Genomic DNA, 25,601 nt, shown 5'->3' with positions numbered 1-25,601 from the left:
TCACTTCACGCCGGTGCCGAAGAACAGCGGCCGCCCGTAGATGTCGAAGCCGAGGCCCGTCACCGTGTCGCCCACCGCCGTGATGGCCGAGGTCACGTAGAGCGGCACGATCGCGTCGTCCTTCGCGTTCCACTGCTGGATCTGCGCGTAGACCTTCGCGCGCGCCGCGGCGTCGGTCGTCGCGATGCCGTCCTTCAGGAGCTGGTCGAGCTTCGGGTCGCTCACCGAGGAGGCGTTCTGGAAGCCGTCGGTCGCCAGGTGGCTGCGCAGCAGATCCGGATCGACGCCGGAGAAGTCCCAATCCGTGATGTCGAAGGTCTTCGGGCCGTACTTCTCGTTGTACGCGCCCGGCTCGAGCGTCTCGCGGGTGACCTCGAAGCCGACCGACTTGAGGTCGGACTGGATCGCGTTCGCGAGCGCGGCGTGGTCGTCGGACACCGGGGTCCAGGCGATCCAGTTCGCCGTCAGCCGCTGGCCGTTCTTGGTGCGGATGCCGTCGGCGCCGCGCTGGGTCCAGCCCGCCTCGTCGAGCAGGCTGTTCGCCAGGTCCTTGTCGAAGGGCCAGCTCTTCTCGAGGCTCTTGTCGTAACCCGGGGTGGTCGGTCCGAGGATGCTCCATGCGCGGGGGAACTGCCCGAAGAAGATCTTGTCCACCGCAGTGTCGACGTCGATCGCGCGGGTGAAGGCCTCGCGCACCTTCTGGTCGGCGAACACGCCGTTGCGCTCGTTGAGGAACAGCGAGTACGGAAGCCCGGGCACCTGCACCGACTTCACGGACGCGGAGCCCTTGACCTGGGAGACCAGGTTCGGGGGCAGCTGCGAGGCGAGGTCGATCTCGCCCGACGACACGGAGCCGCTGCGGACCGAGGCCTCGGGAAGGATCTGCACGCGCAGGGTCTTGAAGGCCGGCGCCTTCTCGCCCTCGGGCGCCCACGCGTACTTCGTGTTGCGGGTGTAGACGATCTCCTGATCCGGCGTGTAGGAGGTGAGCTCGAACGGCCCGGTGCCGACCGTGATGCCCTTGCCGCCCGCGGCGAGGTCCGCGGAGTGCTCGGCGAGCACCTTCGGCGCGTAGAAGCCGAGCTGCGCGGTGCTCGCCGCCTGCAGGAACGGCGCGTAGGGCTGCGAGAACGTCACCTTCACGGTGGTGGGGTCGACCACCTCGGTGCCCTGATACAGGTCGCCACCGAGCATGCTCGCGGCCTGGGCGGATTTGGTCGCGGGATCGGCGATCCGATCGAAGTTCGCCTTCACGGCGGCCGCGTCGAACTTCTCGCCGTCGGTGAAGGTGACATCGTCGCGCAGGTGGAACGTGTAGGCGGTTCCGTCCGCGGAGACCTCCCACTTCTTCGCGAGCCACGGCACGAAGGTGCCGTCCGCCTTCTGGAAGACGAGCGAGTCGAGCACGGCACGCTGCACCATGGCGGTCACGTCGAGCTGGCTGGTCTGCGGATCCATCTTCCCGCTCGAGAGCAGGCTGCCGTCGACGCCCCAGACGATCTCGCCGTTCGCGTCGGACGAACCGGAGCCGGACGACCCCGAGCAGGCGGTGAGGGCGAGGGCGGCGACCGCGGCGAGAGCGGCGAGCGGCAGAAGTCGGCGCCGGAGCGGAGCAGGCATGGGTGTTCCTCGGGAGTGCTGTGGGCGGGGATCGGGAGACTCCAGGCTAGCGGTTTGTGGACGGGGTGGATCTATCGCGCGCCTCAGGATCCGGTGGATTGTGGTCTTCTTCTTTGTTTGTGTTGTTTTCTGTCGCTTTGTGTGGGAAAGTGGCTCAACGCCTCGATCGAGGCGGTCGGAAGACGGCGAGGGAGCCCGATGTACGCAGCGGAGCGGCAGCAGCGCATCCACGAGCGCGCGCAGCAGGACGGGCGCGTCGACGTCGCCGGCCTCGCCGAGTTCCTGGACGTCACGACGGAGACCGTCCGGAGGGATCTCGCCGTGCTGGAGCAGCAGGGTCTCATCCGCCGCGTCCACGGCGGCGCGCTCCCGGCACAGCCGTCCCTCCCCGAGCTCACCCTCGCCGCCCGCGTCGGCCAGCATTCGGAGGAGAAGCTGCGCATTGCGACGCGCGCACTGCAGGAGCTGCCCGATGGCGGCACGATCCTCCTCGACTCCGGATCCACCACCCTCGCCATCGCCGAGCTCATCCCCGCCGACACGCAGCTGACGGTCGTGACCAACAACACCCTCATCGCCGGCGCCCTCGCCGGTCAGCGCAACATCACGCTCCTGCTGATCGGCGGCCGGGTGCGCACCGTGACCGGCGCGGCAGTCGGCCCCTGGGCGATCGGCGCGCTCTCCGAGCTCGCCGTGGACGTCGCCTTCCTGGGCACCAACGGCTTCGACGCCGACCACGGGCTCTCGACGCCGGATCAGGACGAGGCGGCCGTGAAGCGCGCGATGCTCGAGGCCGCGCGCACCCGCATCCTCGTCGCCGACTCCAGCAAGCTCGGCGCCGTCCACCTCCAGCGCTTCGCGCGCGTCGACGAGCTCCATGCGATCCTCACCGACACCGGGGCGGACTCCGACGCCGTCGAGGCGCTGCGCGCCGCAGGACCGAAGGTCGTGCTCGCGTGATCGTCACCCTCACCCCCAATCCGAGCATCGACCGCGCGATCACGATCGACGCGCTCACCCGCGGCGAGGTGCTCCGGGCGACGTCCAGCCGGGTCGACCCCGGCGGCAAGGGACTCAACGTCTCCCGCGCCGTCGCCGCGATGGGCGGCGCGACCCGCGCGGTGCTCCCCTCGGGCGGGCTCGAGGGCGGACTGCTCGAAGCGCTCTGCCGCGCGGCTTCCGTGCCCGTCGTGGCCGTGCCGATCCACGGCAGCGTGCGCATGAACATCAGCGTGCTCGAGCCGGACGGCACCACCACCAAACTCAACGAGCCCGGACCGCTGCTGGATCCGGCCGAGGTCGACGCGCTCATCGAGAACGCGCTCGCGGACGTTCCCTCCGGCGGCTGGCTGTCCGGCGGCGGCAGCCTCCCCCTCGGGGCTCCGGAGGACTTCTACGGCCGCCTGGTCCGCGGCGCGCACGAGCGGGGCATCCGCGTCGCGATCGACACCTCCGGGTCTCCGCTCGCCGCCGCCGTCGACGCGCAGCCGACGCTCATCAAGCCGAATCGGGATGAGCTCGGAGAGCTGGTCGGCCGAGATCTGCTCACGCTCGGCGCCGTGCTCGACGCGGCGCAGGCGCTGCAGCGCGGCGGCGTCGACCTGGTCGCCGTGAGCCTCGGCCGGGACGGCGCCCTGCTCGTCGCCGAGACCGGCACGTGGCACGCGACCGCCGCCGCGGCCGAGGTCGTGTCCACGGTCGCCGCCGGCGACTGCATGCTCGCGGGATTCCTGTTCGCGCTCGGCGCGGGCCGGGCTCCCCAGGACGCCCTCGCCGAGGGCGTCCGCTGGGGCACCGCCGCCGTGGCCCTGCCCGGCAGCCAGGTTCCGGCCCCCGCCGATGTCCGCGACGTCCGCGTCACGGTGTCCTCCTCCCCCGACCGCGAACTCCCCCTCGCGGACTGACCTCCTCCACGGAAGGAATCCCTCATGGCACTGATCAACGAAGAACAGGTCGTGCTCGATCTCACCGGCGCCGACCGGCACGAGGCGACCGCCGCCCTCGCGTCGCGGCTCGTCGCCACGGGCCGCTGCACAGACCTCGACCGGTTCCTGGCCGACGTCCGCGAGCGCGAGTCGAAGATGGCCACCGGGCTCCCCGGCGGCATCGGCATCCCGCACGCCCGCAGCGCCGCGATCACGGAGCCCTCGCTCGTCTTCGGCCGCACCCGGGACGGGATCGACTGGGGCGCCAAGGACGGCCCTGCGCGCCTCGTGTTCCTCATCGCCGCGCCCGAGGCCGGCGGCGACGCCCACATGCAGATGCTGCCGAAGCTCGCCAGGGCGCTGATGCGCTCGGAGTTCCGGGAGGCGCTGCTGTCGGCGACGACCCCCGCCGAGGTGGTCGCGATCGTCGGCGAGCATGTGCAGCTCGACGAGGCGCCGGCGACCCCGCCTGCCTCGGCCACGACCCCCGCGCCCGCCGACGCCCCCGCACCGGCGCCCGCCGCAGAGCCGGGTCCGTCCCCGATCGCCCCCGGTCGCTCGCTCACCCTCGTCGGCGTGACCTCGTGCCCGACCGGCATCGCGCACACCTACATGGCCGCCGAAGCCCTGGAACGGGCTGCCAAGGCCGCGGGGCACACGATCACCGTGGAGACCCAGGGCTCGGCAGGATCCACACCGCTCACCGCCGCCCAGATCGCCGCAGCCGACGCCGTCGTGTTCGCGCACGACCTGGCGGTGAAGGACGCGGGACGCTTCGCGGGCAAGCCCACCGTCGACGTCCCCGTCAAGAAGGCGATCTCCGACGGCCCCGAGCTCATCGAGCGTGCTGCGGCCCTCGCCGAGGAGTGGGCGGCCGACCCGAGCAAGGCCGCTGCGGCGGCCGCCGCCGGTCCCGCGGCCGGAGGCCTCACCACGAAGGTGGAGGCCGACGCCAGGATCGGAACGAAGGTCCGGCAGTGGCTGATGACCGGCGTGTCGTACATGATCCCGTTCGTCGCGGCCGGAGGCATCCTCATCGCACTCTCGTTCATGATCGCGCAGATCGCGGTCGGCGAGTCCGGGGCGCTCGAGGTCGTGAAGTTCAACCTCACGGCGGCCGACGCGACGAACATCGCCCAGCACTTCGACCCGCTGAGCCTGATGTCCTGGGGCGGGCTGCTGTTCGTGATGGGAGCCGCGTCGTTCGGCTTCCTGGTCCCGATCCTCTCGGGATTCATCGCCTTCGCGATCGCGGACCGCCCCGGACTCGTCCCCGGCATCGTCGGCGGCGCGATCGCGGCCACCATGAACGCCGGATTCCTCGGCGGCCTCGTCACCGGTTTCCTCGCCGGATTCATCGCGCGCTGGATCTCGCGCTGGCCCGTGCACAAGGGCGTCCGCGGTGTCATGCCGGTCGTCGTGATCCCGTTGCTCTCGACGCTGATCACCGCCGGTCTGTTCATCACGATCCTCGGCCGTCCGATCGTCTGGCTCATGACCCAGCTCAACGGGTGGCTGAACGGGATGACCGGCGCAGGGGCGCTCGTGCTCGGCATCGTGCTCGGCGCGATGATGGGCTTCGACCTCGGCGGTCCGGTCAACAAGACCGCGTACGCGTTCGCGACCACCGGTCTCGCCGCCGCCGGAGCGGCCACCGATGCCCCACAGCTGAAGATCATGGCCGCGGTCATGGCGGCCGGCATGGTGGCGCCGCTGGCGATGGCCCTCGCCACCGTCGTGCGTCCGAAGCTCTTCACCGAGCCGGAGCGCGAGAACGGCAAGGCGGCCTGGCTGCTCGGGCTGTCGTTCATCTCCGAGGGTGCGATCCCGTTCGCGGCCGCGGACCCCATCCGGGTGATCGTCTCGTCGGTCATCGGATCGGCGGTCACGGGCGGCCTGTGCATGGTGTTCGGCGTCACGCTCCGCGCGCCGCACGGTGGGATCTGGGTCCTCCCCCTGATCGGCGCTCCCCTGCTCTTCCTGCTCGCGCTGGTCATCGGCGTCGTCGTGATGGCGCTCATCATCACCCTGCTGAAGACCCTGTCGCTGAAGAGGCGCGTCGAGCAGTCCGAAGCCGCTCCCGCCCAACCCGTCGCCGTCTGAACACCCACCCCTTCGAAGGAGAACATCATGGCCACCCGTACCGTCACCATCGCCTCGTCCGTCGGCCTCCACGCCCGTCCCGCCTCGCTCTTCGTCGAAGCGGCGGCGGACTCGGGGCTCGACGTCGAGATCGGCCGCCCCGGAGAGGACGCCGTCGACGCGACCAGCATCCTGGGCGTCATCGCCCTGGGCGCCAAGCACGGCGAAGAGGTCGTCCTGACCGCCGAGGGCGCCGACGCGGACGCCGTGCTCGACCGTCTCGTGGCGCTGCTGTCCACCGACCTGGATGCGCAGTGAGATGACCACGCAGCACGCCGGCGAGGTCCGGCAGGGAATCGGCGTCAGCCCGGGAACGGCGTACGGTCCGGTGGTGCAGGTCGCACCGCCGGTCCAGCCGCCGCAGGACGAGCCGGCCCCCGCCGATGCCGAGCAGGCCGCGGCGGACGTCGCCCGGGCCTTCGCCGACGTCGCCGCCGCACTGGACGCCAAGGCGGAGCACGTCGTGGACACCGCGCAGGCGATCCTGAAGGCCACGGCGATGATGGCGCGCGACAAGTCGCTGCTCAAGGCGGCCCAGGCGGGCGTGCGGGCCGGCGTCGGCCCCGCGACCGCGGTCTCGGCCGCAGTCGAGGAGTTCGTCGTCAAGTTCGAGGCCCTCGGCGGCTACTTCGCCGAACGGGTCGCGGACCTCCGCGACGTGGGATCCCGGGCCGTCGCCGCGGTGCTCGGCGTGCCGGCCCCCGGCGTCCCGGATTTCACCGTGCCGAGCATCGTCGTCGCCGAGGACCTGGCGCCGGCGGAGACCGCCACCCTCGATCGCGCGCTCGTCGCGGGGATCGTCACGCGGGCGGGCGGACGGACGAGCCACACCGCGATCCTGGCCGCGCAGATGGGCATCCCGGCCGTCGTGCAGCTGCCCGGAGCGACGCAGCTCCCCCCGGGCACCTTCATCGCCGTGGACGGCGACACCGGTGAGGTCGTCGTCGCCCCGGATCCGGCCCTCGTCGCCGAGCAGCAGGCCCGCCGCGAACGTCGGGCTGCGGCTCTGGCCGGATCCTCCGGGCCCGGCCGGACCAAGGACGGTCTCGAGATCGCCCTGCTCGCCAACATCGGCGGTGTCGAGGACGCGGTCCTCGCCGGCGCGCAGGATCTCGAGGGCGTGGGGCTGTTCCGCACCGAGTTCGTCTTCCTCTCCGCCGAGACCGCGCCCACCGTCGCCGAGCAGACCGAGGTGTACCAGCGCGTGTTCGAGCCGTTCGGCGGGCGCCGCGTCGTCGTGCGCACGCTCGACGCGGGCGCGGACAAGCCGCTGAGGTTCGCCGACCTCGGCCCCGAGGAGAACCCGGCGCTGGGAAGGCGCGGCCTGCGCCTGTCGGCGGAGCGACCGGAACTGCTCGACGCCCAGCTGGAGGCGCTCGCCGCCGCCGCGAGGCAGACCGGCGCCGACGTGCGCGTGATGGCGCCGATGGTCGCGACCGTCGAGGAGGCCGCCTGGTTCGCGCGGCGCGTCTACGAGAACGGCCTGCCCCGGGCCGGCGTGATGATCGAGGTCCCCGCGGCGGCCCTGCGCGCGTCGCACGTGCTGGGCGCCGTCGACTTCGGCAGCCTCGGCACGAACGACCTCGCGCAGTACACCATGGCGGCCGACCGGATGCAGGGCGAGCTCGCCGATCTCCTCGACCCCTGGCAGCCCGCGGTGCTCGACATGATCGCGGCGGCGGCCGACGGCGCCCGGACCGCGGGCAAGCCGCTCGGCGTGTGCGGCGAGTCGGCGGGCGACCCGCTCCTCGCGCTCGTGCTCGTGGGGCTGGGCGTCAGCAGCCTGTCGATGGCACCGGGCAAGGTGCCCGCGGTGCGCGTGGCGCTCACCCACCACACGCAGCTCGACTGCCAGCGGCTCGCGGCCGCGGCACGGGACGCCGCGACGGCGGTCGAGGCGCGCGACGCGGTGCGCGCGGGCGCGGCCCCGGAGCTGCTCGCGATCCTCTGAGGGGCGGGCGGGGCCGCGGCCGGATCGAGGGCGGCGGAGCGACCGGTAGACTGTCGGCACACCCCACACTCAGGCACGCTCACACGGTGCCGCACACATCGCACGAGGAGACACCCATGTCGACGAACCCGATTCCGGACAAGCCCGCGCTGGAAGGCCTCGAAGCGAAGTGGGGTGAGCGGTGGAGCACGTCCGGCACGTTCCTGTTCGACCGGATCCGCGCCGCCCAGACCGGTCGCGAGGGCATCTACTCGATCGACACTCCCCCGCCGACCGCGAGCGGCAGCCTGCACATCGGGCATGTGTTCAGCTACACGCACACCGACATCAAGGCGCGCTTCGAGCGCATGCGCGGCAAGAACGTGTTCTACCCGATGGGGTGGGACGACAACGGCCTGCCCACCGAACGCCGCGTGCAGAACTACTACGGTGTGCGCTGCGATCCGTCGCTCCCCTATGACGCCGACTTCACGCCGCCGTTCGAGGGCGGCGACAACAAGTCGTCCCGCGCCGCGGACCAGCTCCCGATCAGCCGTCGCAACTTCATCGAGCTCTGCGAGAAGCTCACCGTCGAGGACGAGAAGCAGTTCGAGGCGCTGTTCCGCCAGCTCGGCCTCAGCGTCGACTGGACGCAGACCTATCGCACGATCTCGGACGACTCGATCCGGCAGAGCCAGCTGGCCTTCCTGCGCAACATCGAGCGCGGCGAGGCCTACCAGTCCCTCGCGCCGACCCTGTGGGACGTGGACTTCCGCTCCGCGATCGCCCAGGCCGAGCTCGAGGATCGCGATCAGCAGGCCTCGTACCACACCATCGACTTCCCGTTCGCGGACGGATCCGGCCACATCACGATCGAGACGACCCGCCCCGAGCTGCTCCCCGCGTGCGTCGCGATCGTGACCCACCCGGAGGGCCCGCACAAGCACCTCATCGGGACGAAGGTCCGGACCCCCTTCTTCGACGCAGACATCGAGATCCACGGCCACCACCTCGCCCAGCCCGACAAGGGCACGGGAGCGGCGATGGTCTGCACCTTCGGCGACGTGACCGACATCGTGTGGTGGCGCGAGCTGCGCACCACGGACGGCCGCGACCTGCCGAACATGACCACGATCGGCCTCGACGGGCGCTTCCTGCCCGACGCCCCGGGCTCGGTGCGCGACGCCGACGCCGCCGCCTGGTACGGGGAGAACATGGCGGGCAAGACCGTCTTCTCCGCCCGCAAGGCGCTCGTGGAGAAACTGCAGGAGACCGGCGCGATGACGGCGGTCGGCAAGCCGTTCAACCACGCGGTGAAGTTCTTCGAGAAGGGCGACCGCCCGCTCGAGATCGTGTCGACCCGCCAGTGGTACATCCGCAACGGCGCCCGCGACACCGAGCTCCGCGACCAGCTGCTCGCGCACGGCGCGGAGCTGAACTGGCACCCGGAGTTCATGCGGGTGCGCTACGAGAACTGGGTGGGCGGCCTCACCGGCGACTGGCTGGTCTCCCGGCAGCGCTTCTTCGGCGTGCCGATCCCGCTCTGGTACGCGCTCGACGAGAACGGCGAGCGCGACTACGACCGCGTGCTCCAGCCCGATCTCGCCGCACTCCCGATCGACCCGACCACCGACGTGCCGGACGGCTACACCGCCGAGCAGCGCGGCGTCCCGGGCGGCTTCGACGCCGAGGCCGACATCCTCGACACCTGGGCGACCTCTTCGCTCACCCCGCAGCTCGCGGGCGGCTGGGAACGGGACGCCGAGCTCTGGGAGCTCGTGGCGCCGATGGATCTGCGCCCGCAGGGGCAGGACATCATCCGCACCTGGCTGTTCTCGACGATGCTGCGCTCGACGCTCGAGGACGGCCGCTCCCCCTGGCGCAACGCCGCGATCAGCGGCTTCATCGTCGACCCCGACCGCAAGAAGATGTCCAAGTCCAAGGGCAACGTGGTCACTCCGGCCGACATCCTCGATGCACACGGATCCGACGCGGTCCGCTACTGGTCGGCCTCCAGCCGCCTCGGCGCGGACGCCGCGTTCGACCCGCAGAACCCGACGCAGGTGAAGATCGGCCGCCGCCTCGCGATCAAGATCCTCAACGCGGCGAAGTTCGTGCTGTCCTTCCCCGTTCCGGAGGGTGCGGAGATCACGCACGCGCTGGACGCGTCCATGCTCGCCACCCTGGACGGTGTGGTGCGCGACGCGACCACGGCGTTCGAGAACTACGATCAGGCCCGCGCGCTGGAGATCACCGAGGCGTTCTTCTGGACGTTCTGCGACGACTACCTCGAGCTGGTCAAGGAGCGCGCCTACGACCGCACGAACGTGGGTCAGGCCTCGGCGGCCCTCGCCCTGCGCCTCGCGCTGTCGACGCTGCTGCGCCTGCTCGCTCCCATCGTCTCGTTCGCGACCGAGGAGGCCTGGAGCTGGTTCGAGGACGGCTCGGTGCACACCGCGGCCTGGCCGGAGCCGCGGGGCGACGCGGGCGATCCCGCCGTGCTCGCGACGGCGAGCAAGGCGCTGATCGGCATCCGCCGTGCGAAGACGGAGGCGAAGGCCTCGCAGAAGACCCCGGTGTCGTCCGCGACCATTGCCGCTCCGGCCGCGGAGATCGCGGCGCTCGAGGCGGCCGCCGACGATCTGCGCGCCGTGGGGCGCATCGCGGAGCTCGGTTTCGTGGAGGCCGAGGAGCTCCTCGTCACCGCGATCGAGCTGGACTCCGCTGACTCCGTGGCGCAGACCGAGGGGGCGTGATGCAGCTCGGGACGCGCTGGGCCGCCGGATCCGAGCCGCCGGCTTCGGTACCCGCGGCCCTGCGTCCGGCGATCGCCGACGCCGAGGCCCGGAGCGTGGCCGGCGGAACGCTGAGCCTGCAGACCGGAGCGCTGAACCTGCTCCGCGGCACGTGGACGCTCACCTGGCTGGAGGGCCGGCCGATCGCCGAGCTCGACACCGGCTGGGAGGTCTCGCGCACCGCGTCCGGCGAGGTCGTGGTCCGTCCGTTCGACGACTGATTCTCGAACGGACGCCGGCGCGAGGCGGCCGGCGGCGCTCTCAGCGCGAGCGGGATCCGAGCATCTGCAGCGCGTGCTCGAGGACGAACGGATCCACCGCCTTGCGCGCCTGCTGCTCGCGGAGCAGGTCCAGAGCGAGCGCACGACGCTCGGCGCGGCGCTCCATGCGCTCGCGCACACGCGCGGTGATCGCATCGGCGATGCGAAGCCCCGCGCGCTCGACGAAGGTCGGGGCGGCGATGTGCAGCGTTGCGGCGGTCATGACAGCTCCTCGGTCTCGGTGGTGCGGTGCTGCGCCGCAGCCCGGGGGCGGGCGTCGGGCAGGTCGAACAGGTCGGCGCGGATGGTGACGCGGCGCACGTCGGGTCCGGACTGGTCGCGGTAGAGCTGCACGGCCTCGTCGATGACCGCATCGATGCGCTCCCCGAGCTCCTGCAGTTGCGCCGCGGTCATGTCGAGCATCGTCGTCACGTGATGCGCGGCGTCGCGCCACTCCTGCGGCACCTGCGACTGCGGCCGGTGCAGATGGTCCATGAGTCGCTGATGACGGTTGCGGAAGAACTCGTCCTCCACGATCTGCGCCGCCGCGCGCCCGGACGGCGTCATCTCATCGGTGGGTCCGGAGAACGACATGCGTCCGCGGGGGCGCTCCCACCAGCGCTCGCGCGCGGTGCCGAGGTCGGCGACCTCGTGGATGAGGTCGCGGGCGGCGAGCGCCCGCAGGTGATAGCTGGTGACGCCCGAGCTCTCCCCGATCAGCGTCGCGAGCGAGCTCGCCGTCTGCGGGCCGCGCTCCGCGAGCAGATCCAGGATCCGCACGCGCAGCGGGTGCGCCAGCGCCTTCAGGGCGCCCGCGTCGAGCGTGCGCTCCTCGGACGTCTCGTCCGTTCGGGATGCTTCGTTCTCCGTCATGCTTGCAAAGATACCTTTGCAAGACCATCTTTGCAAGCACTTCTTTGCAAAATGTTCTCTGCGGATCCTCCGCCCGCGAGCGGACACCTTCTCGTCGACGCCCCCGCTGCGCGTCGACGCCCCCTCGCAGGAGCGGCACCCCGAGGGGGCACCGGTGCTGCGAGGGGGCGTCGAGGGATCTGTCAGGCGGCGGCGCGCGCGGCCACGAACGCGGCGACGCAGCGCTCGACCTGCTCCGGGGTGTGCGCGGCGGAGAGCTGCACTCGGATGCGCGCGAGGCCGCGCGGCACCACCGGGAAGCTGAACGCGGTCACGTACACGCCCTGCTTCTGCATCTCGGCGGCGATCCGCGCGGTGAGCGCGGCATCGCCGAACATCACGGGCACGATGGGGTGCTCCCCCGGAAGCAGCTCGAAGCCCTCCTCCGTCATGCGGCGGCGGAACAGCGCGGCGTTGGACTGCAGCTGCGCGCGCAGGGATCCGGATCCCTCCACGAGGTCGAGCGCGCGCAGGGTGCCCGCGACGATCGACGGGGCGAGCGTGTTGGAGAACAGGTACGGCCGGGCCCGCTGGCGCAACAGGGCGACGATGTCGCGATGCCCCGCGACGTAGCCGCCGCTCGCGCCGCCGAGAGCCTTGCCGAAGGTGCCCGTGTAGATGTCCACGCGGCCTTCGACTCCGCACAGCTCGGGCGTGCCGCGCCCGTGCTCGCCGATGAACCCGACGGCGTGAGAGTCGTCCACGAAGACCAGGGCGTCGTAGCGCTCCGCGAGGTCGCAGATGTCCGCGAGGGGGGCGATGTAGCCGTCCATCGAGAACACGCCGTCCGTGACGATCACCCGGAAGCGGGCATCGGCCGCGGCCTTCAGCTGCTCCTCGAGGTCCGCCATGTCGCGGTTCCGGTAGCGCAGGCGACGGGCCTTGGACAGGCGGATCCCGTCGATGATCGACGCGTGGTTGAGCTCGTCCGAGATGATCGCGTCCTCGGCCGAGAACAGGGTCTCGAAGACGCCGCCGTTCGCGTCGAAGCACGAGGAGAACAGGATCGCGTCGTCCGTGCCCAGGAACGCCGACAGCCGCCGCTCGAGCTCGAGGTGCTGCTCCTGCGTTCCGCAGATGAACCGCACGCTCGCGAGGCCGTAGCCCCACTCGTCGAGCGCGCCCTTCGCCGCGTCCACGAGGCGCTCGTCGTCGGCGAGGCCCAGGTAGTTGTTGGCGCAGAAGTTCAGCACCTCGGCGCCGTCGGCGACGATCTCGGCGCGCTGCGGTCCGCGGATCCCGCGCTCGTGCTTGGTGAGGCCCGCCTCGTCGATCCCGGCGAGCTCGCTCGCGAGGTGCTGCTGGAATGCTCCGTACATGGTCGTCTCCTACAGTTCGGTCCAGTCGAGGATGATCTTGCCCGTGCCCGCGGAGGCCGCGGCCGCGAAGCCCTTCTCCCAGTCGCGCGCCGGGAGGACCTCGGCGATGATGCGGGTGATGGACTCGCGCAGCACGGGACTGGTCTGCAGCATCGCCCCCATCGCGTTCCAGGTCTCGAACATCTCGCGTCCGTAGATCCCCTTCACCGTGAGCATGTGCGTGACGATCTTGCCCCAGTCCACGCCGAACGGGCCGGTCGGCAGGCCGAGCATCGCGATCCGTCCGCCGTGGTTCATGTTGTCGATCATCGCGGGCAGCGCGCTCGGCGCCCCGCTCATCTCGAAGCCGATGTCGAAGCCCTCGCGCATGCCCAGTGCACGCTGCGCGTCGGCGATGTCCTCGCGGGACACGTCGACGACCGCATCGGCGCCCATCCGACTCGCCAGTGCGAGCCGCGGCGCGCTCACGTCCGTCGCGGCGATGAAGCGCGCGCCCACATGGCGGGCGATCGCGATGGCCATGAGACCGATCGGGCCGCAGCCGGTGACGAGCACGTCCTCGCCGACCAGGGGGAAGGCGAGCGCGGTGCGCACGGCGTTGCCGAGCGGGTCGAAGATCGCGCCCAGTTCGGGCGTCACGTCGGCGTGGTGGACCCAGACGTTCGTCGCCGGCAGCGTGAGGTACTCGGCATAGGCCCCGTCGCGCTGCACGCCGAGGCCGATCGTGCGGATGCACATCTGGCGGCGGCCGGCACGGCAGTTGCGGCACATCCCACAGACGATGTGCCCCTCTCCGGAGACCCGATCGCCGACCGAGATGTCGTGCACGAGCGGACCGACTTCGACGACCTCGCCGTAGAACTCGTGGCCCGGGATCAGCGGCGCCTTCACCGCGGAGGCGGCCCAGTCGTCCCAGCGCTGGATGTGCAGATCCGTGCCGCAGATGCCGGTGCGCAGCACGCGGATGACCACCTCGTCGGGTCCGGCCACGGGGTCCGGCCGGTCGACGAGCTCGAGGCCCGCGTGCGGGCCGTCCTTGTAGAGAGCCTTCATGCTTCGATCCCACCGCGAACGACGATGTAGATCAATCCCCACTGTCTGGAGTAATCCTTAAGCATCGCTACATGCTTGACTGGACATGTGCAACTCGAGCAGCTTCAGATCCTGCGTGAGCTCGGTGCGCTCGGCAGCGTGACCGCCGTGGCCGACGCCCTGCGGGTGACGCCGTCCGCCGTCTCGCAGCAGCTCGCCGCCCTGCAGCGCGGGGTGCGCGCGCCGCTGACCCGCAAGCAGGGCCGCACGCTCGTGCTCACTCCTGCGGGTGAGGCCCTCGCCGAGGCCGGCGCGGCCGCGCTCGACGCGATGGCGGCCGCGCGGTCGGCCGTCGACGAGTTCGAGGCGGCAGAGAACGGCATCGTCACGATCAGCGGCTTCCTCAGCGCCGCTCAGGCGCTGTTCGGTCCGCTCATCCGGGAGGTGGGATCCGGTACCGGCGCCCCCGCCATCCGGTTCACGGATGAGGACGTCGCGCAGAGCGACTTCCCCGCCCTGACCGCCCGTTATGATCTCGTGCTCGCACACCGCATGGAGCACAGTGCTCCCTGGCCCAAGACCGGGATCCGGGTGCTCACCCTCGCCACCGAGCCCCTCGACGTCGCTCTCGCACCGGAGCACCCGCTCGCGCAGCGGGCGTCCCTGCGGCCGGCCGACGTCGTGGGAGAGCGCTGGGTCACGAGCCGCGCCGGCTACTCCCCCGATGACGTCCTGCGCACGATCTCCGCCGTCACCAATCGTCCCGCCGAGATCGTGCACCGCATCAACGACTACGGAGTGGCCGCGTCGGTGATCGCGACGGGCGATGCGATCGGCGTGCTCCCGCGCTACACCGCTCCCGGTACGGGGGCCGTCGTGCGGCGACCACTGCAGTACGTCAGCACGAACAGGATGATCGACGTCCTGGCTCGTCCCGAGAACCTCCGGCGACGATCCGTGCGCCTCGTCGCCGACGCGCTCAGCCGGGTGATGGCACAGCTCGCCCGATGAGACGCCGTCGCGGCGCCATCGGCGGGATCCGTATCGCCGTCACGCCGCCGCCGTCTCCTAGGCTCGGAGCATGACGGTCGAGACGAATCCCCTCCTCAGCCCATCGACGCTCCCGTATGCCCTGCCCGACTTCGGCCGCATCCGTGCGGAGCACTACCTGCCCGCGTTCCGGCAGGGCTTCGATGAGCAGCTGGCCGAGATCCGCCGGATCACGATGGTGCGCTCGATGCCGACGTTCGAGAACACCCTGGAGGCGCTGGAGCGCAGCGGCGAACTGCTCGACCGGATCGCGCACGCCTTCTACACCGTGAGCTCTGCCGACGCGACCGCGGAGATCCAGGCGATCGACGAGGAGCTCGCGCCCCTGATGGCGGCCCATCAGGACGCCGTCCTCCTGGACGCCGCCCTGTACTGGCGCGTCACGCAGCTGCACGAGCAGCTCGACGCGCTGCCCCTGGAACCCGAGCAGCGTCGCCTCGTCGAGCGCCGTCATCGCGAGATGACCCTCGCGGGCGCCGCGCTCGACGAGGACGCGAAGCGCCGCCTCACCGAGGTGAACCAGCTGATCTCCTCCCTCAGCGCCACCTTCGAGAAGAACCTGCTCGCCGACACCAACGAGCTGGCCGTGATCTTCGACGACCCGGCGGAGCTCGACGGGCTGAGCTCGGGCGAACTCTCGGCGGCGGCGCGCGCCGCCGCCGATCGCGGCCTCGACGGCAAGCACCTGCTCGCGCTCCCCCTCTTCACCGGGCATCCCGCGCTCGCCGTGCTCACGAACCGCGAGAGCCGACGTCGGCTCATGGAGGCGTCGCGATCGCGCGGATCCCGTGGCGGCGCCTACGACAACCGTGCGATCCTCGCCGAGATCGTGTCGCTCCGCGCCGAGCGCGCTGCGCTCCTCGGCTACCCGAACCATGCCGCCGCGGTGACCGCCGGCGAGACCGCCGGCACCCCCGAAGCCGTGGAGCGGATGCTCCGCGACCTCGCGGTCCCCGCCGCACGCAATGCCGTCGCCGAGCGCGTCGCCTTGCAGCAACTCATCGACGAGACCGAGAGCGCGCCGTTCCCCCTCGAGGCGCACGACTGGGCGTTCTACACGGAGAAGCTGCGCGCCGCACGCTACGACATCGACACGGCGGTGCTGCGCGCCTGGTTCGACGCCGAGCGCGTGCTGCAGGATGGCGTGTTCGCCGCCGCCGGGCGCCTGTACGGTCTCTCCTTCTCGGAGCGCCCCGACCTTCCCGTCTACCACCCCGGCGCCCGCACGTTCGAGGTCTTCGAGGAGGACGGGTCCCCGCTGGGTCTGTACGTGCTCGACCTCTACACGCGCGACAGCAAGCGCGGCGGAGCCTGGATGAACGAGATCGTCAGCCAGTCGGCGCTGCGCGGCACGCTGCCCGTCGTCGCGAACAACCTCAACGTCGCGCAGCCGGCGGACGGCGAGCCCACCCTGCTCACCTTCGACGAGGTGAACACGCTGTTCCACGAGTTCGGTCACGCGCTGCACGGCCTGTTCTCGGACGTGACCTATCCCCACTTCTCCGGAACCGAGGTCTTCCGCGACTTCGTGGAGTTCCCCAGTCAGGTGAACGAGATGTGGATGCTCTGGCCCGACGTGCTCCCCGGCTACGCCCGCCACCACGAGACCGGCGAGCCTCTCCCGAGCGAGCTGATCGCGCGCCTGCAGGCGACCGAGACGTTCAACCAGGGCTTCGAGACGAGCGAGTACCTCGCAGCCGCGTGGCTGGACCAGGCGCTGCATCGCGTGCCCGCGGGCGGGACGATCGACGACGTCGCCGCGTTCGAGGCCGCTGCGCTCGCCGATATCGGCCTGGCCGACCCGGCCGTGCCCACGCGCTACTCCTCCCCCTACTTCGCGCATGTCTTCTCCGGCGGCTACAGCGCGGGCTACTACTCCTACATCTGGAGCGAGGTGCTCGACGCCGACACGGTCGAGTGGTTCCGCGAGAACGGCGGGCTCACGCGCGCCAACGGTGAGCGTTTCCGGCGGCGACTGCTCGGCGTCGGCGGATCGAAGGATCCGCTCGAGGCGTATCGGGACTTCCGCGGCAGGGACGCCGACATCGCGCCGCTGCTCACGCGGCGCGGGCTGGACGGCTGATCGGTCGGATCGGACCGCCCTCGCTCTTGCGCGCGGGCCGCACGCACCGCGAAGCTGGGCGGAGCACGCCGTTCGCCTCTGCACCCGCACGAAGGAGATCCATGTCCGTGTTTCCCGCCGAGCCGTTCGACGGCATCGAGCAGATCACTGTCGAGCCCACCCCGATCGCGGTGGTGCGGCACGTCGGGCTGCGGCTGAGCGACCTCGCCCGCGTGTTCGATCCTGCCTACACCGCGCTGGCCCGGGCCTTCGCCGAGGGGGCGCTGGTTCCGGCGGGTCCGGCGCTCGCCGTCTACCACGGAGACGCGATGGCCGAGTTCGACCTGGAGATCGGCTTCCCCGTGGAGGCCGCACCGTCCGCCCCGCTGACGGTGGACGGCATCGAGATCTCGGCATCGGCGCTCCCCGGCGGATCCGCCCTGGCCACCACCCACATCGGCGGATTCGAAGGCCTCGGCGCCGCGTGGGCGGGCCTGTACGGCGAGGCCGCGTCACGCGGACTCGAGCGCTCCGGCGACTGGATCGAGATCTACGTATCGGATCCCCGTACGACGGCGGAGACGGATCTGCGCACCGACCTCGTGCTCTGCACCGAGGCTCCCGCTTCCCCCGACGTCTGAGCCCGTCGGCTCGGCCCGCTGCGGGAAGGGTCCGCGTGCGAGAAGCGAGGGATTACGCGCTCTTGCGCTTGCGCGCGAGCACCAGCGTGGGCGCGGCGCCCTCCTCCACGGCGGCGCGGGTGACGACGACCTTCTGCACGTCTTCCGCCGAGGGGATCTCGAACATGATCGGCCCGAGCACGTCCTCCAGGATGGCGCGGAGTCCGCGTGCGCCGGTCTTGCGCAGCACGGCGAGGTCGGCGATCGACTTGAGCGCATCGTCGTCGAACTCCAGCTCCACGCCGTCGAGCTGGAACATGCGCTGGTACTGCTTGACCAGGGCGTTGCGCGGCCCGGTGAGGATGTCGATGAGGGCGGCCTGATCGAGCGGCGAGACCGAGGCGACCACCGGCAGCCGGCCGATGAACTCGGGGATCAGACCGAACTTGTGCAGATCCTCCGGCAGCACCTCGCTGAACAGATCCAGATCCTTGCCCTTGTCGTGCAGCGGGGCGCCGAATCCGACGCCGTGCTTGCCGACGCGGGAGGAGACGATGTCCTCGAGGCCTGCGAACGCGCCCGCGACGATGAACAGCACGTTCGTGGTGTCGATCTGCAGGAACTCCTGGTGCGGGTGCTTGCGACCGCCCTGAGGGGGCACCGACGCGACCGTGCCCTCGAGGATCTTCAGCAGCGCCTGCTGCACGCCCTCGCCGGACACGTCGCGGGTGATCGACGGGTTCTCCGCCTTGCGCGCGATCTTGTCGATCTCGTCGATGTAGATGATCCCCTGCTCGGCGCGCTTGACGTCGTAATCGGCGGCCTGGATCAGCTTGAGCAGGATGTTCTCGACGTCTTCGCCGACGTAGCCCGCCTCGGTGAGCGCGGTCGCATCGGCGACGGCGAACGGGACGTTCAGCCGCTTCGCGAGCGTCTGCGCCAGATAGGTCTTGCCGCACCCGGTCGGGCCGATCATCAGGATGTTGCTCTTGGCGATCTCGATGTCTTCGGCCTTCTGCTCGGCCGGCTGCAGGGTGCCGCGGGCGCGCACCCGCTTGTAGTGGTTGTAGACCGCGACGGCGAGGGCCTTCTTGGCCGGCTCCTGACCGACGACGTACTCCTCGAGGAAGGAGAAGATCTCTCGGGGCTTCGGCAGATCGAACTCGGCGACCTCGCCGTTCGCGGACTCCGCCATGCGCTCTTCGATGATCTCGTTGCAGAGCTCGACGCACTCGTCGCAGATGTACACGCCGGGCCCGGCGATGAGCTGCTGCACCTGCTTCTGACTCTTGCCGCAGAACGAGCACTTGAACAGGTCGGCGCTCTCACCGATGCGTGCCATGTGCGTCCTCCTTCGAGACGTGGTCCGCGGTCGCCTCGTGCGGACACGAGGGCGATCACGGCGTGGGATCACCGTGCGGCGATGCCGCTGTTCGAGCCTAACCGCTGCATCCGACATCCAGCCGCATCGCCACGGATCCCCCGCTGCACGTCGCTCCGCGCACGGCGAACACGCCCGGATCCGGCCTTTCATGACGAGGGGCCCGCCCCGCGCAGAGCGGGACGGGCCCCTCGGCCGTTCGACAGGCTCAGAGCCCGAGCGCTCAGACCATGCTCTTCGGGTGCCAGACGGTCTTCACCTCGGTGAACGCGGCGATCCGCTGCGGGGAGGCGACGACCTCGCCCGGAGGAAGCACGCGCTTGAGCGTGTCGGCGGCGGCGATCTGCAGGTCGACCCAGTCGATCCCGCCGGCGCCGGCCAGGTCCAGGGCGTTCACGTCGGCGTGCGAGGCCAGCCAGGGCGCGAGCTCCGCCGGGGATCCGGTGAGCACGTTCACCACGCCGCCGGGGACGTCGCTCGTGGCGAGCACCTCGGCGAGACTGATCGCCGAGAGCGGGAACCGCTCGCTGCCCACGACGACCACCGCGTTGCCCGCGACGAGCGCCGGCGCGACGACCGAGACGAGGCCCCGCAGCGCGTCCTCCTGCGGGGCGATGATCGCGACCACACCGGTCGGCTCGGGAGCGGAGATGTTGAAGTAGGCACCGGCCACCGGGTTCAGGTTGCCCGCGACCTGTGCGTACTTGTCGCACCAGCCGGCGTACCAGACCCACAGGTCGATCGCCTCGTCGACCTGCGCGCCGGCGGCGGCCGCGGACACGCCCTGCTGCGCCATGATCTCGTCGACGAACTGGGCGCGGCGTCCCTCGAGCACCTCGGCGACGCGGTACAGCACCTGACCGCGGTTGTACGCGGTCGCCTTCGCCCAGCCGGGCTGCGCGGTGCGCGCGGCCTTGACCGCATCGCGGGCGTCCTTGCGCGACGCCTGGGCCGCGTTCGCGAGGAAGGCCCCCTTCGGGGTGGTCACCTCGTAGGTGCGTCCCGACTCGCTGCGCGGGAACGCGCCGCCGATCGCGAGCTTGTAGGTCTTGGGGACGGTCAGACGCGCGCTCATGCCGCGGCTCCCTTCTTCGGCGCCTTGGCTTCGCTCTTCGCGTCGCTCCCCTCGTTCAGGGATCGCCGGGGAGCCGTGCCGGCCGGACGCAGGTACGCCGCGAGGCCCTGCTTGCCGCCCTCACGCCCGTAGCCGGACTCCTTGTAGCCGCCGAAGGGGCTGGAGGGGTCGAAACGGTTGAACGTGTTTGCCCAGACGACGCCTGCGCGAAGGCGGTCGGCGACGGCGAGGATCCGGGAGCCCTTGTCGCTCCAGATTCCGGCGGAGAGACCGTACGGGGTGTTGTTGGCCTTCGCGATCGCCTCGGCGGGGGTACGGAAGGTCAGCACCGACAGGACCGGGCCGAACACCTCCTCGCGGGCGATCCGGTGCGAGGCCTCGACACCGGTGAAGATCGTCGGCGCGAACCAGAACCCCTTCTCCGGGATGACGCAGTCGGCGGTCCAGCGCTCCGCGCCCTCGCCCTCGCCGACCTGGCTGAGCTCGCGGATGCGTGCCAGCTGCTCCGCGGAGTTGATCGCACCGATGTCGGTGTTCTTGTCGAGCGGGTCGCCGAGGCGCAGCGTCGACAGGCGCGACTTCAGCCGGTCGATCACCTCGTCGTGGATGGACTCCTGCACGAGCAGGCGGCTGCCGGCGCAGCACACGTGCCCCTGGTTGAAGAAGATGCCGTTGACGATCCCCTCGATGGCCTGATCGATCGGAGCGTCGTCGAAGACGATGTTCGCCGCCTTGCCGCCGAGCTCGAGCGTCAGCGCCTTGCCCGATCCGGCGATCGAGCGCGCGATCTCGCGCCCCACGCCCGTGGATCCGGTGAAGGCGACCTTGTCGACGTCGGGATGCCGCACGACCGCGGCCCCGGTCGCACCGGCGCCCGTGACGATGTTCACGACACCCGCCGGCAGGTCGGCCTGCTGCAGGATCTCGGCGAAGATCAGCGCGGTGAGCGGCGTGGTCTCCGCGGGCTTCAGCACCACGGTGTTGCCCGCCGCCAGCGCCGGGGCCACCTTCCACGCCAGCATCAGCAGCGGGAAGTTCCAGGGGATGACCTGGCCCGCCACGCCGTGCGCCTTCGGGTCGGGGCCCGCACCCGCGTAGTCGAGCTTGTCCGCCCAGCCCGCGTAGTAGAAGAACCACGAGGCCACGAGCGGCACATCGACGTCGCGGGACTCCTTGATCGGCTTGCCGTTGTCGAGACTCTCGGCCACGGCGAGCTCGCGGGCGCGCTCCTGCACGAGGCGGGCGATGCGGAACAGGTACTTGCCGCGATCCCGGCCGCTCATCTTCGACCACACCCTGGTGTAGGCGCGGCGCGCGGCGGCGACGGCGCGATCGACGTCCTCGTCCGAGGCGTGCGCGATCGTGGCGATGCGCGACTCGTCCGCCGGCGAGATGGTGGCGAACGGGGCGCCGTGTCCCTCGACGAACTCGCCGTCGATGAACAGCCCGTACTCGTCCTTCAGGTTGAGGATGCTCCGCGACTCGGGCGCGGGTGCGTATTCCAGGAATCCCATGAACAGTCCTTCGTCAGTCGATCGTGACGTAGTCGGGGCCGGAGTAGTGGCCGGTGGTCAGCTTCTGCCGCTGCAGCAGCACGTCGTTGAGCAGGCTGGAGGCGCCGAAGCGGAACAGGTGCGGCTGCAGCCAGTCCTCCCCCACGGTCTCGGCGACGTGCACGAGGTACTTCACCGCATCCTTCGAGGAGCGGATCCCGCCCGCGGGCTTGACGCCGATCTTCTCGCCGGTGAGCCGGTGCCAGTCGCGCACGGCTTCGAGCATGAGCAGCGTGACCGGCAGCGTGGCCGCCGGGGCGACCTTGCCGGTGGAGGTCTTGATGAAGTCGCCGCCGGCGAGCATGCCCAGCCAGGACGCGCGCTTGATGTTGTCGTAGGTGTTCAGCTCGCCGGTCTCCAGGATGATCTTCAGCGAGGCAGAGGATCCGTCGGCACGGCGGCATGCGTCCTTGACCGCGACGATCTGGTCGAAGACCTGCCCGTAGCGGCCGGCGAGGAAGGCGCCCCGGTCGATGACCATGTCGATCTCGTCGGCGCCGGCGTCGACCGCGTCCCGGGTGTCGGCGAGCTTGATCGCCAGCGCCGCCCGGCCGCTCGGGAACGCCGTGGCGACCGCGGCGACCGAGATGCCGCCCTCGTCGGGGTCGCCGTGCCGGGCGCCGAGAGCCTCGACGGCGTAGGGCACCATGTCGCCGTACACGCACACGGCCGCGACCGAGGGGCACGAGGGATCCGACGCGTCGGGGAGCTTGGCCTTGGAGACCAGCGAACGCACCTTGCCGGGCGTGTCCGCGCCCTCGAGCGTGGTGAGGTCGATCAGACGGATGATCGTGTCCAGCGCCCAGGCCTTCGACGTCGTCTTGATGGATCGCGTGCCGAGCGCGGCGGAGCGCTGCTCGAGGCCCACCGCGTCCACACCGGGCAGTCCGTGCAGGAAGCGGCGCAGCGTGAGGTCGTCGGGTTCGCCCCCGAGCACCTCGAGCGCGGTGCGCCGCGCGAGTTCGGTCGTGGTCGCAGTTCCGGTCACTTTTCCAGCTCCAGCAGAGTCAGGGCGGTCTCCTCGTCGGTGACCACCATCGTGCACAGGTTCGCCGTCACGACGGTGCGGGCGATGTCGTGCTTCGCCTCTCCCGCCGTGACAAAGACGGCGGTGCGCGCTTCGCGCAGCCGTTCGAGGCTGAGCCCGACCGTTCGGGCGTCGAGCTCGGGGTCGACGATGTTGCCGTCCGCGTCGATGTAGCGGCCGAGCACGTCGCCGACCGCGCCCCGACGGGCGAGCTCGTCGATGTCGCGCGCAGTCAGGTAGCCGTTCTCGACATGCGCGGATCCGGCGTCGCACACGCCCGCCGTGAACAGGTAGGCATCGGCCAGAGCGGCCTGCTCGAGCACGCCCGCCACAGTGCGGTCGCGCTCGATCGCCTGCTTGGTCTCCAGCCGCTCCAGGATCGCAGGGCTCGGCAGCAGCGCCACATGGCCGGACGCGCGCTGCGCGATCGTGGCGGCGAGGGACGCGGCGCCACCGGGGCGCCGGTTCACGCTCACGCCGCCGTTCATCTGCACGACGGTCACGCCGCGCGCCCACCCCTCCGCCATGCGGTCGGCGATCGCGGTGAGCGTGCGTCCCCAGCTGACGGCGAGCGTCTTCGGCACGGGGCGGAGAGCGGCGAGATGGTCGGCGGCGCCCTGCGCGACCCGTCCGAGGGTCTCGGTGTCGCTCGGTCCGTTCGGCACCACGACGGCGTCGGCGAGGCCGAAGCGCTCGCGCAGCTCGCGCTCGATGCCGAGCTTCCGCGCGCGCGGATGCACGATCTCGATCCGCACGATCCCGTCGGTCCTGGCCTGCTGGAGGAGGCGCCCGACCTTCCACCGCGAGATGCCGAGCAGCCCGCCGATCTCGTCCTGCGTCTTGTCCTCGTCGTAATAGAGCTCCGCGACGCGGACGGCGAGCAGTTCGTCGTCGTCGATGGCGGAGCGGGGCATGCTCCGAGAGTACCCTTCACCACGCGCACGCGCACGGATCTGCTCATATGAGCATGGGAGTTCGCTCACCCGCGCAACGGGAGCGGGTACGCGCGAGGGCGGCCCGGAACCGGATCCGGACCGCCCTCGACGAGTGCGTCAGCGCGTCAGCTCAGCGACTGGCGCTTGCGGCTCGTCAGCACCTGGTCGACGATGCCGTACTCCCGCGACTCCTCGGCCGAGAGGATCTTGTCCCGGTCGATGTCGCGGTGCACCTGCTCGACGGGCTTGCCGGTGTGCCTGGCCATGGTCTCCTCGAGCCAGATGCGCATGCGGAGGATCTCCGCCGCCTGGATCTCGATGTCGGAGGCCTGGCCGTGACCGGCCTCGCCCATCGCCGGCTGGTGCATCAGCACGCGGGCGTTGGGCAGCGCCAGCCGCTTGCCGGGGGCGCCGGCCGCGAGCAGCACGGACGCCGCAGAGGCCGCCTGGCCGAGGACGACCGTCTGGATCTGCGGCGCGACGTACTGCATCGTGTCGTAGATGGCCGTCATCGCGGTGAAGGATCCACCGGGCGAGTTGATGTACATCGTGATGTCGCGCTCGGAGTCCTGGCTCTCCAGGACCAGCAGCTGCGCCATCACGTCGTCGGCGGATGCGTCGTCGACCTGCACGCCGAGGAAGATCACACGATCCTCGAACAGCTTGTTGTACGGGTCCTGGCGCTTGAAGCCGTAGGCGGTGCGCTCCTCGAACTGAGGAAGGACGTAGCGGCTCGAGGGCAGGGTGCCGGCGGAGCGGAACGTGGGTGTGTACATGGGTGTCCTCTCCAGCCTTACTTGTCCGCGCCCGTGCCGCCGCCGCCGTGCACGTCACTGGCGTGCTCGCGCATGTGGTCGACGAAGCCGTATTCGAGCGCCTCCTGCGCCGAGAACCAGCGGTCCCGGTCGCCGTCCTCGTTGATCTGCTCGACCGACTTGCCGGTCTGCGATGCGGTGATCTCGGCGAGACGCCGCTTCATGTCGAGGATGAGCTGCGCCTGGGTCTGGATGTCGCTCGAGGTGCCGCCGAAGCCGCCGTGCGGCTGGTGCAGCAGCACGCGCGCGTTCGGCGTGATGTAGCGCTTGCCCTTGGTGCCGCTGGTCAGCAGCAGCTGGCCCATCGAGGCCGCCATCCCGATGCCGACGGTGACGATGTCGTTCGGCACGAACTGCATCGTGTCGTAGATCGCCATGCCGGCCGTGATGGATCCGCCGGGTGAGTTGATGTAGAGGTAGATGTCCTTCTCGGGGTCCTCGGCGGCGAGAAGGAGGATCTTGGCGCAGATCTCGTTGGCGTTCTCGTCCCGCACCTCGGATCCCAGCCAGATGATGCGATCCTTGAGCAGCCTGTCGAAGACGCTCGTCGCGACCAGGGGTTCAGCCATTTCCGCTCCTGTTTCCGTGTTCGGTGTTTCGAATCTACCGGCGACAACGCACGCGCCCGGCCGTGTTCGCCGTCGGCATATCAGGCGTCGTCGCCCGCGATCTCGTGGGCGTAGGCGGTCATCGAGCGGTGGTAGCGGGGCATGTGCGGCACGAGGGCGAGGACGGCCACGCTCAGCCCGCGTTCCGGCTGGCCGGCACTGGCGAGGGCGAGGGCGTGCAGGGCGGCGATCGCCTCGCGGTAGACCGATTCGGGATGCGCCGCACGCTCGGCCTCGATCAGCTCGAGCGCCCCGTCCACGTCGCCGAGATTGCGCAGCGAGCTCGCCAGCTGGATCGTCGCCTGAGCGCGCCGATCGTCGTCCAGGCCGATCTCCAGAGCCCGGCGGTAGAGCGGCACGGCCTCGTCGGGCCGTCCCGCGGAATCGCGCGCACCCGCGCGCTCGAACGCGGCCTCGGCATCGTCCGGCCCTCGCTCCGCCGCGATCGCGTCGATCCGTGCGATCACCTCTTCGTCGACGAGCCCGCCGGCCGCGGCGTCCCAGACCGCGTCGATGCGCTCCTGCCAGTCGTCCATGTCC

The 25,601-nt window shown here is 70.8% G+C and carries 23 protein-coding genes; 10 read left to right on the top strand and 13 right to left on the bottom strand.

Annotation, left to right across the window (positions count from 1 at the left end; all coding sequences use genetic code 11):
* Positions 1-1,620, bottom strand: coding sequence for an ABC transporter substrate-binding protein (locus WFJ17_RS16920; RefSeq protein WP_336649011.1), 1,620 nt, complete (start codon positions 1,618-1,620; stop codon positions 1-3).
* Between the two features lie 198 nt (positions 1,621-1,818).
* Here WFJ17_RS16920 and WFJ17_RS16915 point away from each other — a divergent pair, with 198 nt between their 5' ends.
* The 7 genes from WFJ17_RS16915 (at position 1,819) to WFJ17_RS16885 (ending at position 10,633) form a co-directional block, all read left to right on the top strand.
* On the top strand, positions 1,819-2,580 hold the full coding sequence (locus tag WFJ17_RS16915; RefSeq protein WP_292885963.1) for a DeoR/GlpR family DNA-binding transcription regulator: 762 nt from the start codon (positions 1,819-1,821) through the stop codon (positions 2,578-2,580).
* Positions 2,577-3,524, top strand: coding sequence for a 1-phosphofructokinase (gene pfkB, locus WFJ17_RS16910; protein WP_251441736.1), 948 nt, complete (start codon positions 2,577-2,579; stop codon positions 3,522-3,524). Before WFJ17_RS16915 ends, pfkB begins: the two co-directional genes overlap by 4 nt.
* 24 nt (positions 3,525-3,548) lie before the next feature.
* Positions 3,549-5,648, top strand: a complete 2,100-nt coding sequence (locus WFJ17_RS16905; RefSeq protein WP_336649010.1) for a PTS fructose transporter subunit IIABC — start codon at positions 3,549-3,551, stop codon at positions 5,646-5,648.
* 27 nt (positions 5,649-5,675) lie between these two features.
* Complete coding sequence (locus WFJ17_RS16900) at positions 5,676-5,945, top strand: HPr family phosphocarrier protein (RefSeq protein ID WP_251441740.1); 270 nt, start codon at positions 5,676-5,678, stop codon at positions 5,943-5,945.
* 1 nt (position 5,946) lies between these two features.
* Positions 5,947-7,638, top strand: coding sequence for a phosphoenolpyruvate--protein phosphotransferase (gene ptsP / locus WFJ17_RS16895; RefSeq protein WP_336649009.1), 1,692 nt, complete (start codon positions 5,947-5,949; stop codon positions 7,636-7,638).
* Positions 7,639-7,754: 116 nt separating this feature from the next.
* Positions 7,755-10,373 carry a valine--tRNA ligase gene (gene valS, locus WFJ17_RS16890; RefSeq protein WP_336649008.1) on the top strand — a complete coding sequence of 873 codons (2,619 nt, stop codon included), beginning with the start codon at positions 7,755-7,757 and terminating at the stop codon, positions 10,371-10,373.
* Positions 10,373-10,633: a hypothetical protein gene (locus tag WFJ17_RS16885; RefSeq protein ID WP_251442396.1), complete on the top strand. Its 261-nt coding sequence runs from the start codon at positions 10,373-10,375 to the stop codon at positions 10,631-10,633. The genes valS and WFJ17_RS16885 overlap by 1 nt, the downstream gene beginning before the upstream one ends.
* Before the next feature lie 40 nt (positions 10,634-10,673).
* Here WFJ17_RS16885 and WFJ17_RS16880 read toward each other — a convergent pair whose 3' ends face one another.
* The 4 genes from WFJ17_RS16880 to tdh form a co-directional block, all read right to left on the bottom strand.
* A complete protein-coding gene (locus WFJ17_RS16880) occupies positions 10,674-10,895 on the bottom strand; it encodes a hypothetical protein (protein WP_251441751.1) in 222 nt (73 codons plus the stop codon).
* Positions 10,892-11,545 (bottom strand): winged helix-turn-helix domain-containing protein, encoded by a 654-nt coding sequence (locus tag WFJ17_RS16875; protein ID WP_292885983.1) that lies wholly within the window; start codon positions 11,543-11,545, stop codon positions 10,892-10,894. The genes WFJ17_RS16880 and WFJ17_RS16875 overlap by 4 nt, the downstream gene beginning before the upstream one ends.
* 182 nt (positions 11,546-11,727) lie before the next feature.
* Entirely contained in the window at positions 11,728-12,903 is a 1,176-nt protein-coding gene (locus tag WFJ17_RS16870) for a glycine C-acetyltransferase (RefSeq protein WP_251441753.1), read from the bottom strand.
* A gap of 9 nt (positions 12,904-12,912) precedes the next feature.
* Complete coding sequence (gene tdh / locus WFJ17_RS16865; RefSeq protein WP_336649007.1) at positions 12,913-13,956, bottom strand: L-threonine 3-dehydrogenase; 1,044 nt, start codon at positions 13,954-13,956, stop codon at positions 12,913-12,915.
* 87 nt (positions 13,957-14,043) lie between these two features.
* Here tdh and WFJ17_RS16860 point away from each other — a divergent pair, with 87 nt between their 5' ends.
* The 3 genes from WFJ17_RS16860 (at position 14,044) to WFJ17_RS16850 (ending at position 17,688) form a co-directional block, all read left to right on the top strand.
* A complete protein-coding gene (locus WFJ17_RS16860) occupies positions 14,044-14,946 on the top strand; it encodes a LysR family transcriptional regulator (protein ID WP_336649006.1) in 903 nt (300 codons plus the stop codon).
* Between the two features lie 70 nt (positions 14,947-15,016).
* Positions 15,017-17,068, top strand: coding sequence for a M3 family metallopeptidase (locus tag WFJ17_RS16855; protein ID WP_336649005.1), 2,052 nt, complete (start codon positions 15,017-15,019; stop codon positions 17,066-17,068).
* Between the two features lie 101 nt (positions 17,069-17,169).
* A complete protein-coding gene (locus tag WFJ17_RS16850; protein WP_292885995.1) occupies positions 17,170-17,688 on the top strand; it encodes a GyrI-like domain-containing protein in 519 nt (172 codons plus the stop codon).
* A 52-nt stretch (positions 17,689-17,740) separates the two neighbouring features.
* Here WFJ17_RS16850 and clpX read toward each other — a convergent pair whose 3' ends face one another.
* The 8 genes from clpX to WFJ17_RS16810 form a co-directional block, all read right to left on the bottom strand.
* Positions 17,741-19,009 (bottom strand): ATP-dependent Clp protease ATP-binding subunit ClpX, encoded by a 1,269-nt coding sequence (gene clpX / locus WFJ17_RS16845; RefSeq protein ID WP_251441767.1) that lies wholly within the window; start codon positions 19,007-19,009, stop codon positions 17,741-17,743.
* 262 nt (positions 19,010-19,271) lie between these two features.
* Complete coding sequence (locus WFJ17_RS16840; RefSeq protein ID WP_336649004.1) at positions 19,272-20,123, bottom strand: aldehyde dehydrogenase family protein; 852 nt, start codon at positions 20,121-20,123, stop codon at positions 19,272-19,274.
* Positions 20,120-21,637 carry an aldehyde dehydrogenase family protein gene (locus WFJ17_RS16835; protein ID WP_336649003.1) on the bottom strand — a complete coding sequence of 506 codons (1,518 nt, stop codon included), beginning with the start codon at positions 21,635-21,637 and terminating at the stop codon, positions 20,120-20,122. Before WFJ17_RS16835 ends, WFJ17_RS16840 begins: the two co-directional genes overlap by 4 nt.
* A gap of 13 nt (positions 21,638-21,650) precedes the next feature.
* The gene (gene deoC, locus WFJ17_RS16830) at positions 21,651-22,613 is read right to left on the bottom strand and encodes a deoxyribose-phosphate aldolase (RefSeq protein ID WP_336628614.1); all 963 of its coding nucleotides are present in this window, start codon (positions 22,611-22,613) and stop codon (positions 21,651-21,653) included.
* A gap of 47 nt (positions 22,614-22,660) precedes the next feature.
* Entirely contained in the window at positions 22,661-23,617 is a 957-nt protein-coding gene (locus WFJ17_RS16825) for a sugar-binding transcriptional regulator (RefSeq protein ID WP_251441785.1), read from the bottom strand.
* A gap of 146 nt (positions 23,618-23,763) precedes the next feature.
* Complete coding sequence (locus WFJ17_RS16820; protein ID WP_336649002.1) at positions 23,764-24,414, bottom strand: ATP-dependent Clp protease proteolytic subunit; 651 nt, start codon at positions 24,412-24,414, stop codon at positions 23,764-23,766.
* 17 nt (positions 24,415-24,431) lie between these two features.
* Positions 24,432-25,022 (bottom strand): ATP-dependent Clp protease proteolytic subunit, encoded by a 591-nt coding sequence (locus tag WFJ17_RS16815; RefSeq protein ID WP_251441790.1) that lies wholly within the window; start codon positions 25,020-25,022, stop codon positions 24,432-24,434.
* Positions 25,023-25,102: 80 nt separating this feature from the next.
* Positions 25,103-25,597, bottom strand: a complete 495-nt coding sequence (locus WFJ17_RS16810; RefSeq protein WP_251441793.1) for a tetratricopeptide repeat protein — start codon at positions 25,595-25,597, stop codon at positions 25,103-25,105.
* Positions 25,598-25,601: the final 4 nt, after the last annotated feature.

It is taken from the genome of Microbacterium sp. MMO-10, from assembly GCF_037148715.1.
GTDB lineage: Bacteria > Actinomycetota > Actinomycetes > Actinomycetales > Microbacteriaceae > Microbacterium.
Note: the sequence above shows the minus strand (reverse complement) of the source record. Positions and strands in the feature narration are given on the sequence as shown.

Bases quoted from the DNA above. Each gene is read 5' to 3' on its own strand.
- WFJ17_RS16920 (WP_336649011.1), bottom strand. From the start codon at position 1,620: ATGCCTGCTCCGCTCCGGCGCCGACTTCTGCCGCTCGCCGCTCTCGCC.
- WFJ17_RS16915 (WP_292885963.1), top strand. From the start codon at position 1,819: ATGTACGCAGCGGAGCGGCAGCAGCGCATCCACGAGCGCGCGCAGCAG.
- WFJ17_RS16905 (WP_336649010.1), top strand. From the start codon at position 3,549: ATGGCACTGATCAACGAAGAACAGGTCGTGCTCGATCTCACCGGCGCC.
- WFJ17_RS16900 (WP_251441740.1), top strand. From the start codon at position 5,676: ATGGCCACCCGTACCGTCACCATCGCCTCGTCCGTCGGCCTCCACGCC.
- ptsP (WP_336649009.1), top strand. From the start codon at position 5,947: ATGACCACGCAGCACGCCGGCGAGGTCCGGCAGGGAATCGGCGTCAGC.
- valS (WP_336649008.1), top strand. From the start codon at position 7,755: ATGTCGACGAACCCGATTCCGGACAAGCCCGCGCTGGAAGGCCTCGAA.
- WFJ17_RS16885 (WP_251442396.1), top strand. From the start codon at position 10,373: ATGCAGCTCGGGACGCGCTGGGCCGCCGGATCCGAGCCGCCGGCTTCG.
- WFJ17_RS16880 (WP_251441751.1), bottom strand. From the start codon at position 10,895: ATGACCGCCGCAACGCTGCACATCGCCGCCCCGACCTTCGTCGAGCGC.
- WFJ17_RS16875 (WP_292885983.1), bottom strand. From the start codon at position 11,545: ATGACGGAGAACGAAGCATCCCGAACGGACGAGACGTCCGAGGAGCGC.
- WFJ17_RS16870 (WP_251441753.1), bottom strand. From the start codon at position 12,903: ATGTACGGAGCATTCCAGCAGCACCTCGCGAGCGAGCTCGCCGGGATC.
- tdh (WP_336649007.1), bottom strand. From the start codon at position 13,956: ATGAAGGCTCTCTACAAGGACGGCCCGCACGCGGGCCTCGAGCTCGTC.
- WFJ17_RS16855 (WP_336649005.1), top strand. From the start codon at position 15,017: ATGACGGTCGAGACGAATCCCCTCCTCAGCCCATCGACGCTCCCGTAT.
- WFJ17_RS16850 (WP_292885995.1), top strand. From the start codon at position 17,170: ATGTCCGTGTTTCCCGCCGAGCCGTTCGACGGCATCGAGCAGATCACT.
- clpX (WP_251441767.1), bottom strand. From the start codon at position 19,009: ATGGCACGCATCGGTGAGAGCGCCGACCTGTTCAAGTGCTCGTTCTGC.
- WFJ17_RS16840 (WP_336649004.1), bottom strand. From the start codon at position 20,123: ATGAGCGCGCGTCTGACCGTCCCCAAGACCTACAAGCTCGCGATCGGC.
- WFJ17_RS16835 (WP_336649003.1), bottom strand. From the start codon at position 21,637: ATGGGATTCCTGGAATACGCACCCGCGCCCGAGTCGCGGAGCATCCTC.
- WFJ17_RS16825 (WP_251441785.1), bottom strand. From the start codon at position 23,617: ATGCCCCGCTCCGCCATCGACGACGACGAACTGCTCGCCGTCCGCGTC.
- WFJ17_RS16820 (WP_336649002.1), bottom strand. From the start codon at position 24,414: ATGTACACACCCACGTTCCGCTCCGCCGGCACCCTGCCCTCGAGCCGC.
- WFJ17_RS16815 (WP_251441790.1), bottom strand. From the start codon at position 25,022: ATGGCTGAACCCCTGGTCGCGACGAGCGTCTTCGACAGGCTGCTCAAG.
- WFJ17_RS16810 (WP_251441793.1), bottom strand. From the start codon at position 25,597: ATGGACGACTGGCAGGAGCGCATCGACGCGGTCTGGGACGCCGCGGCC.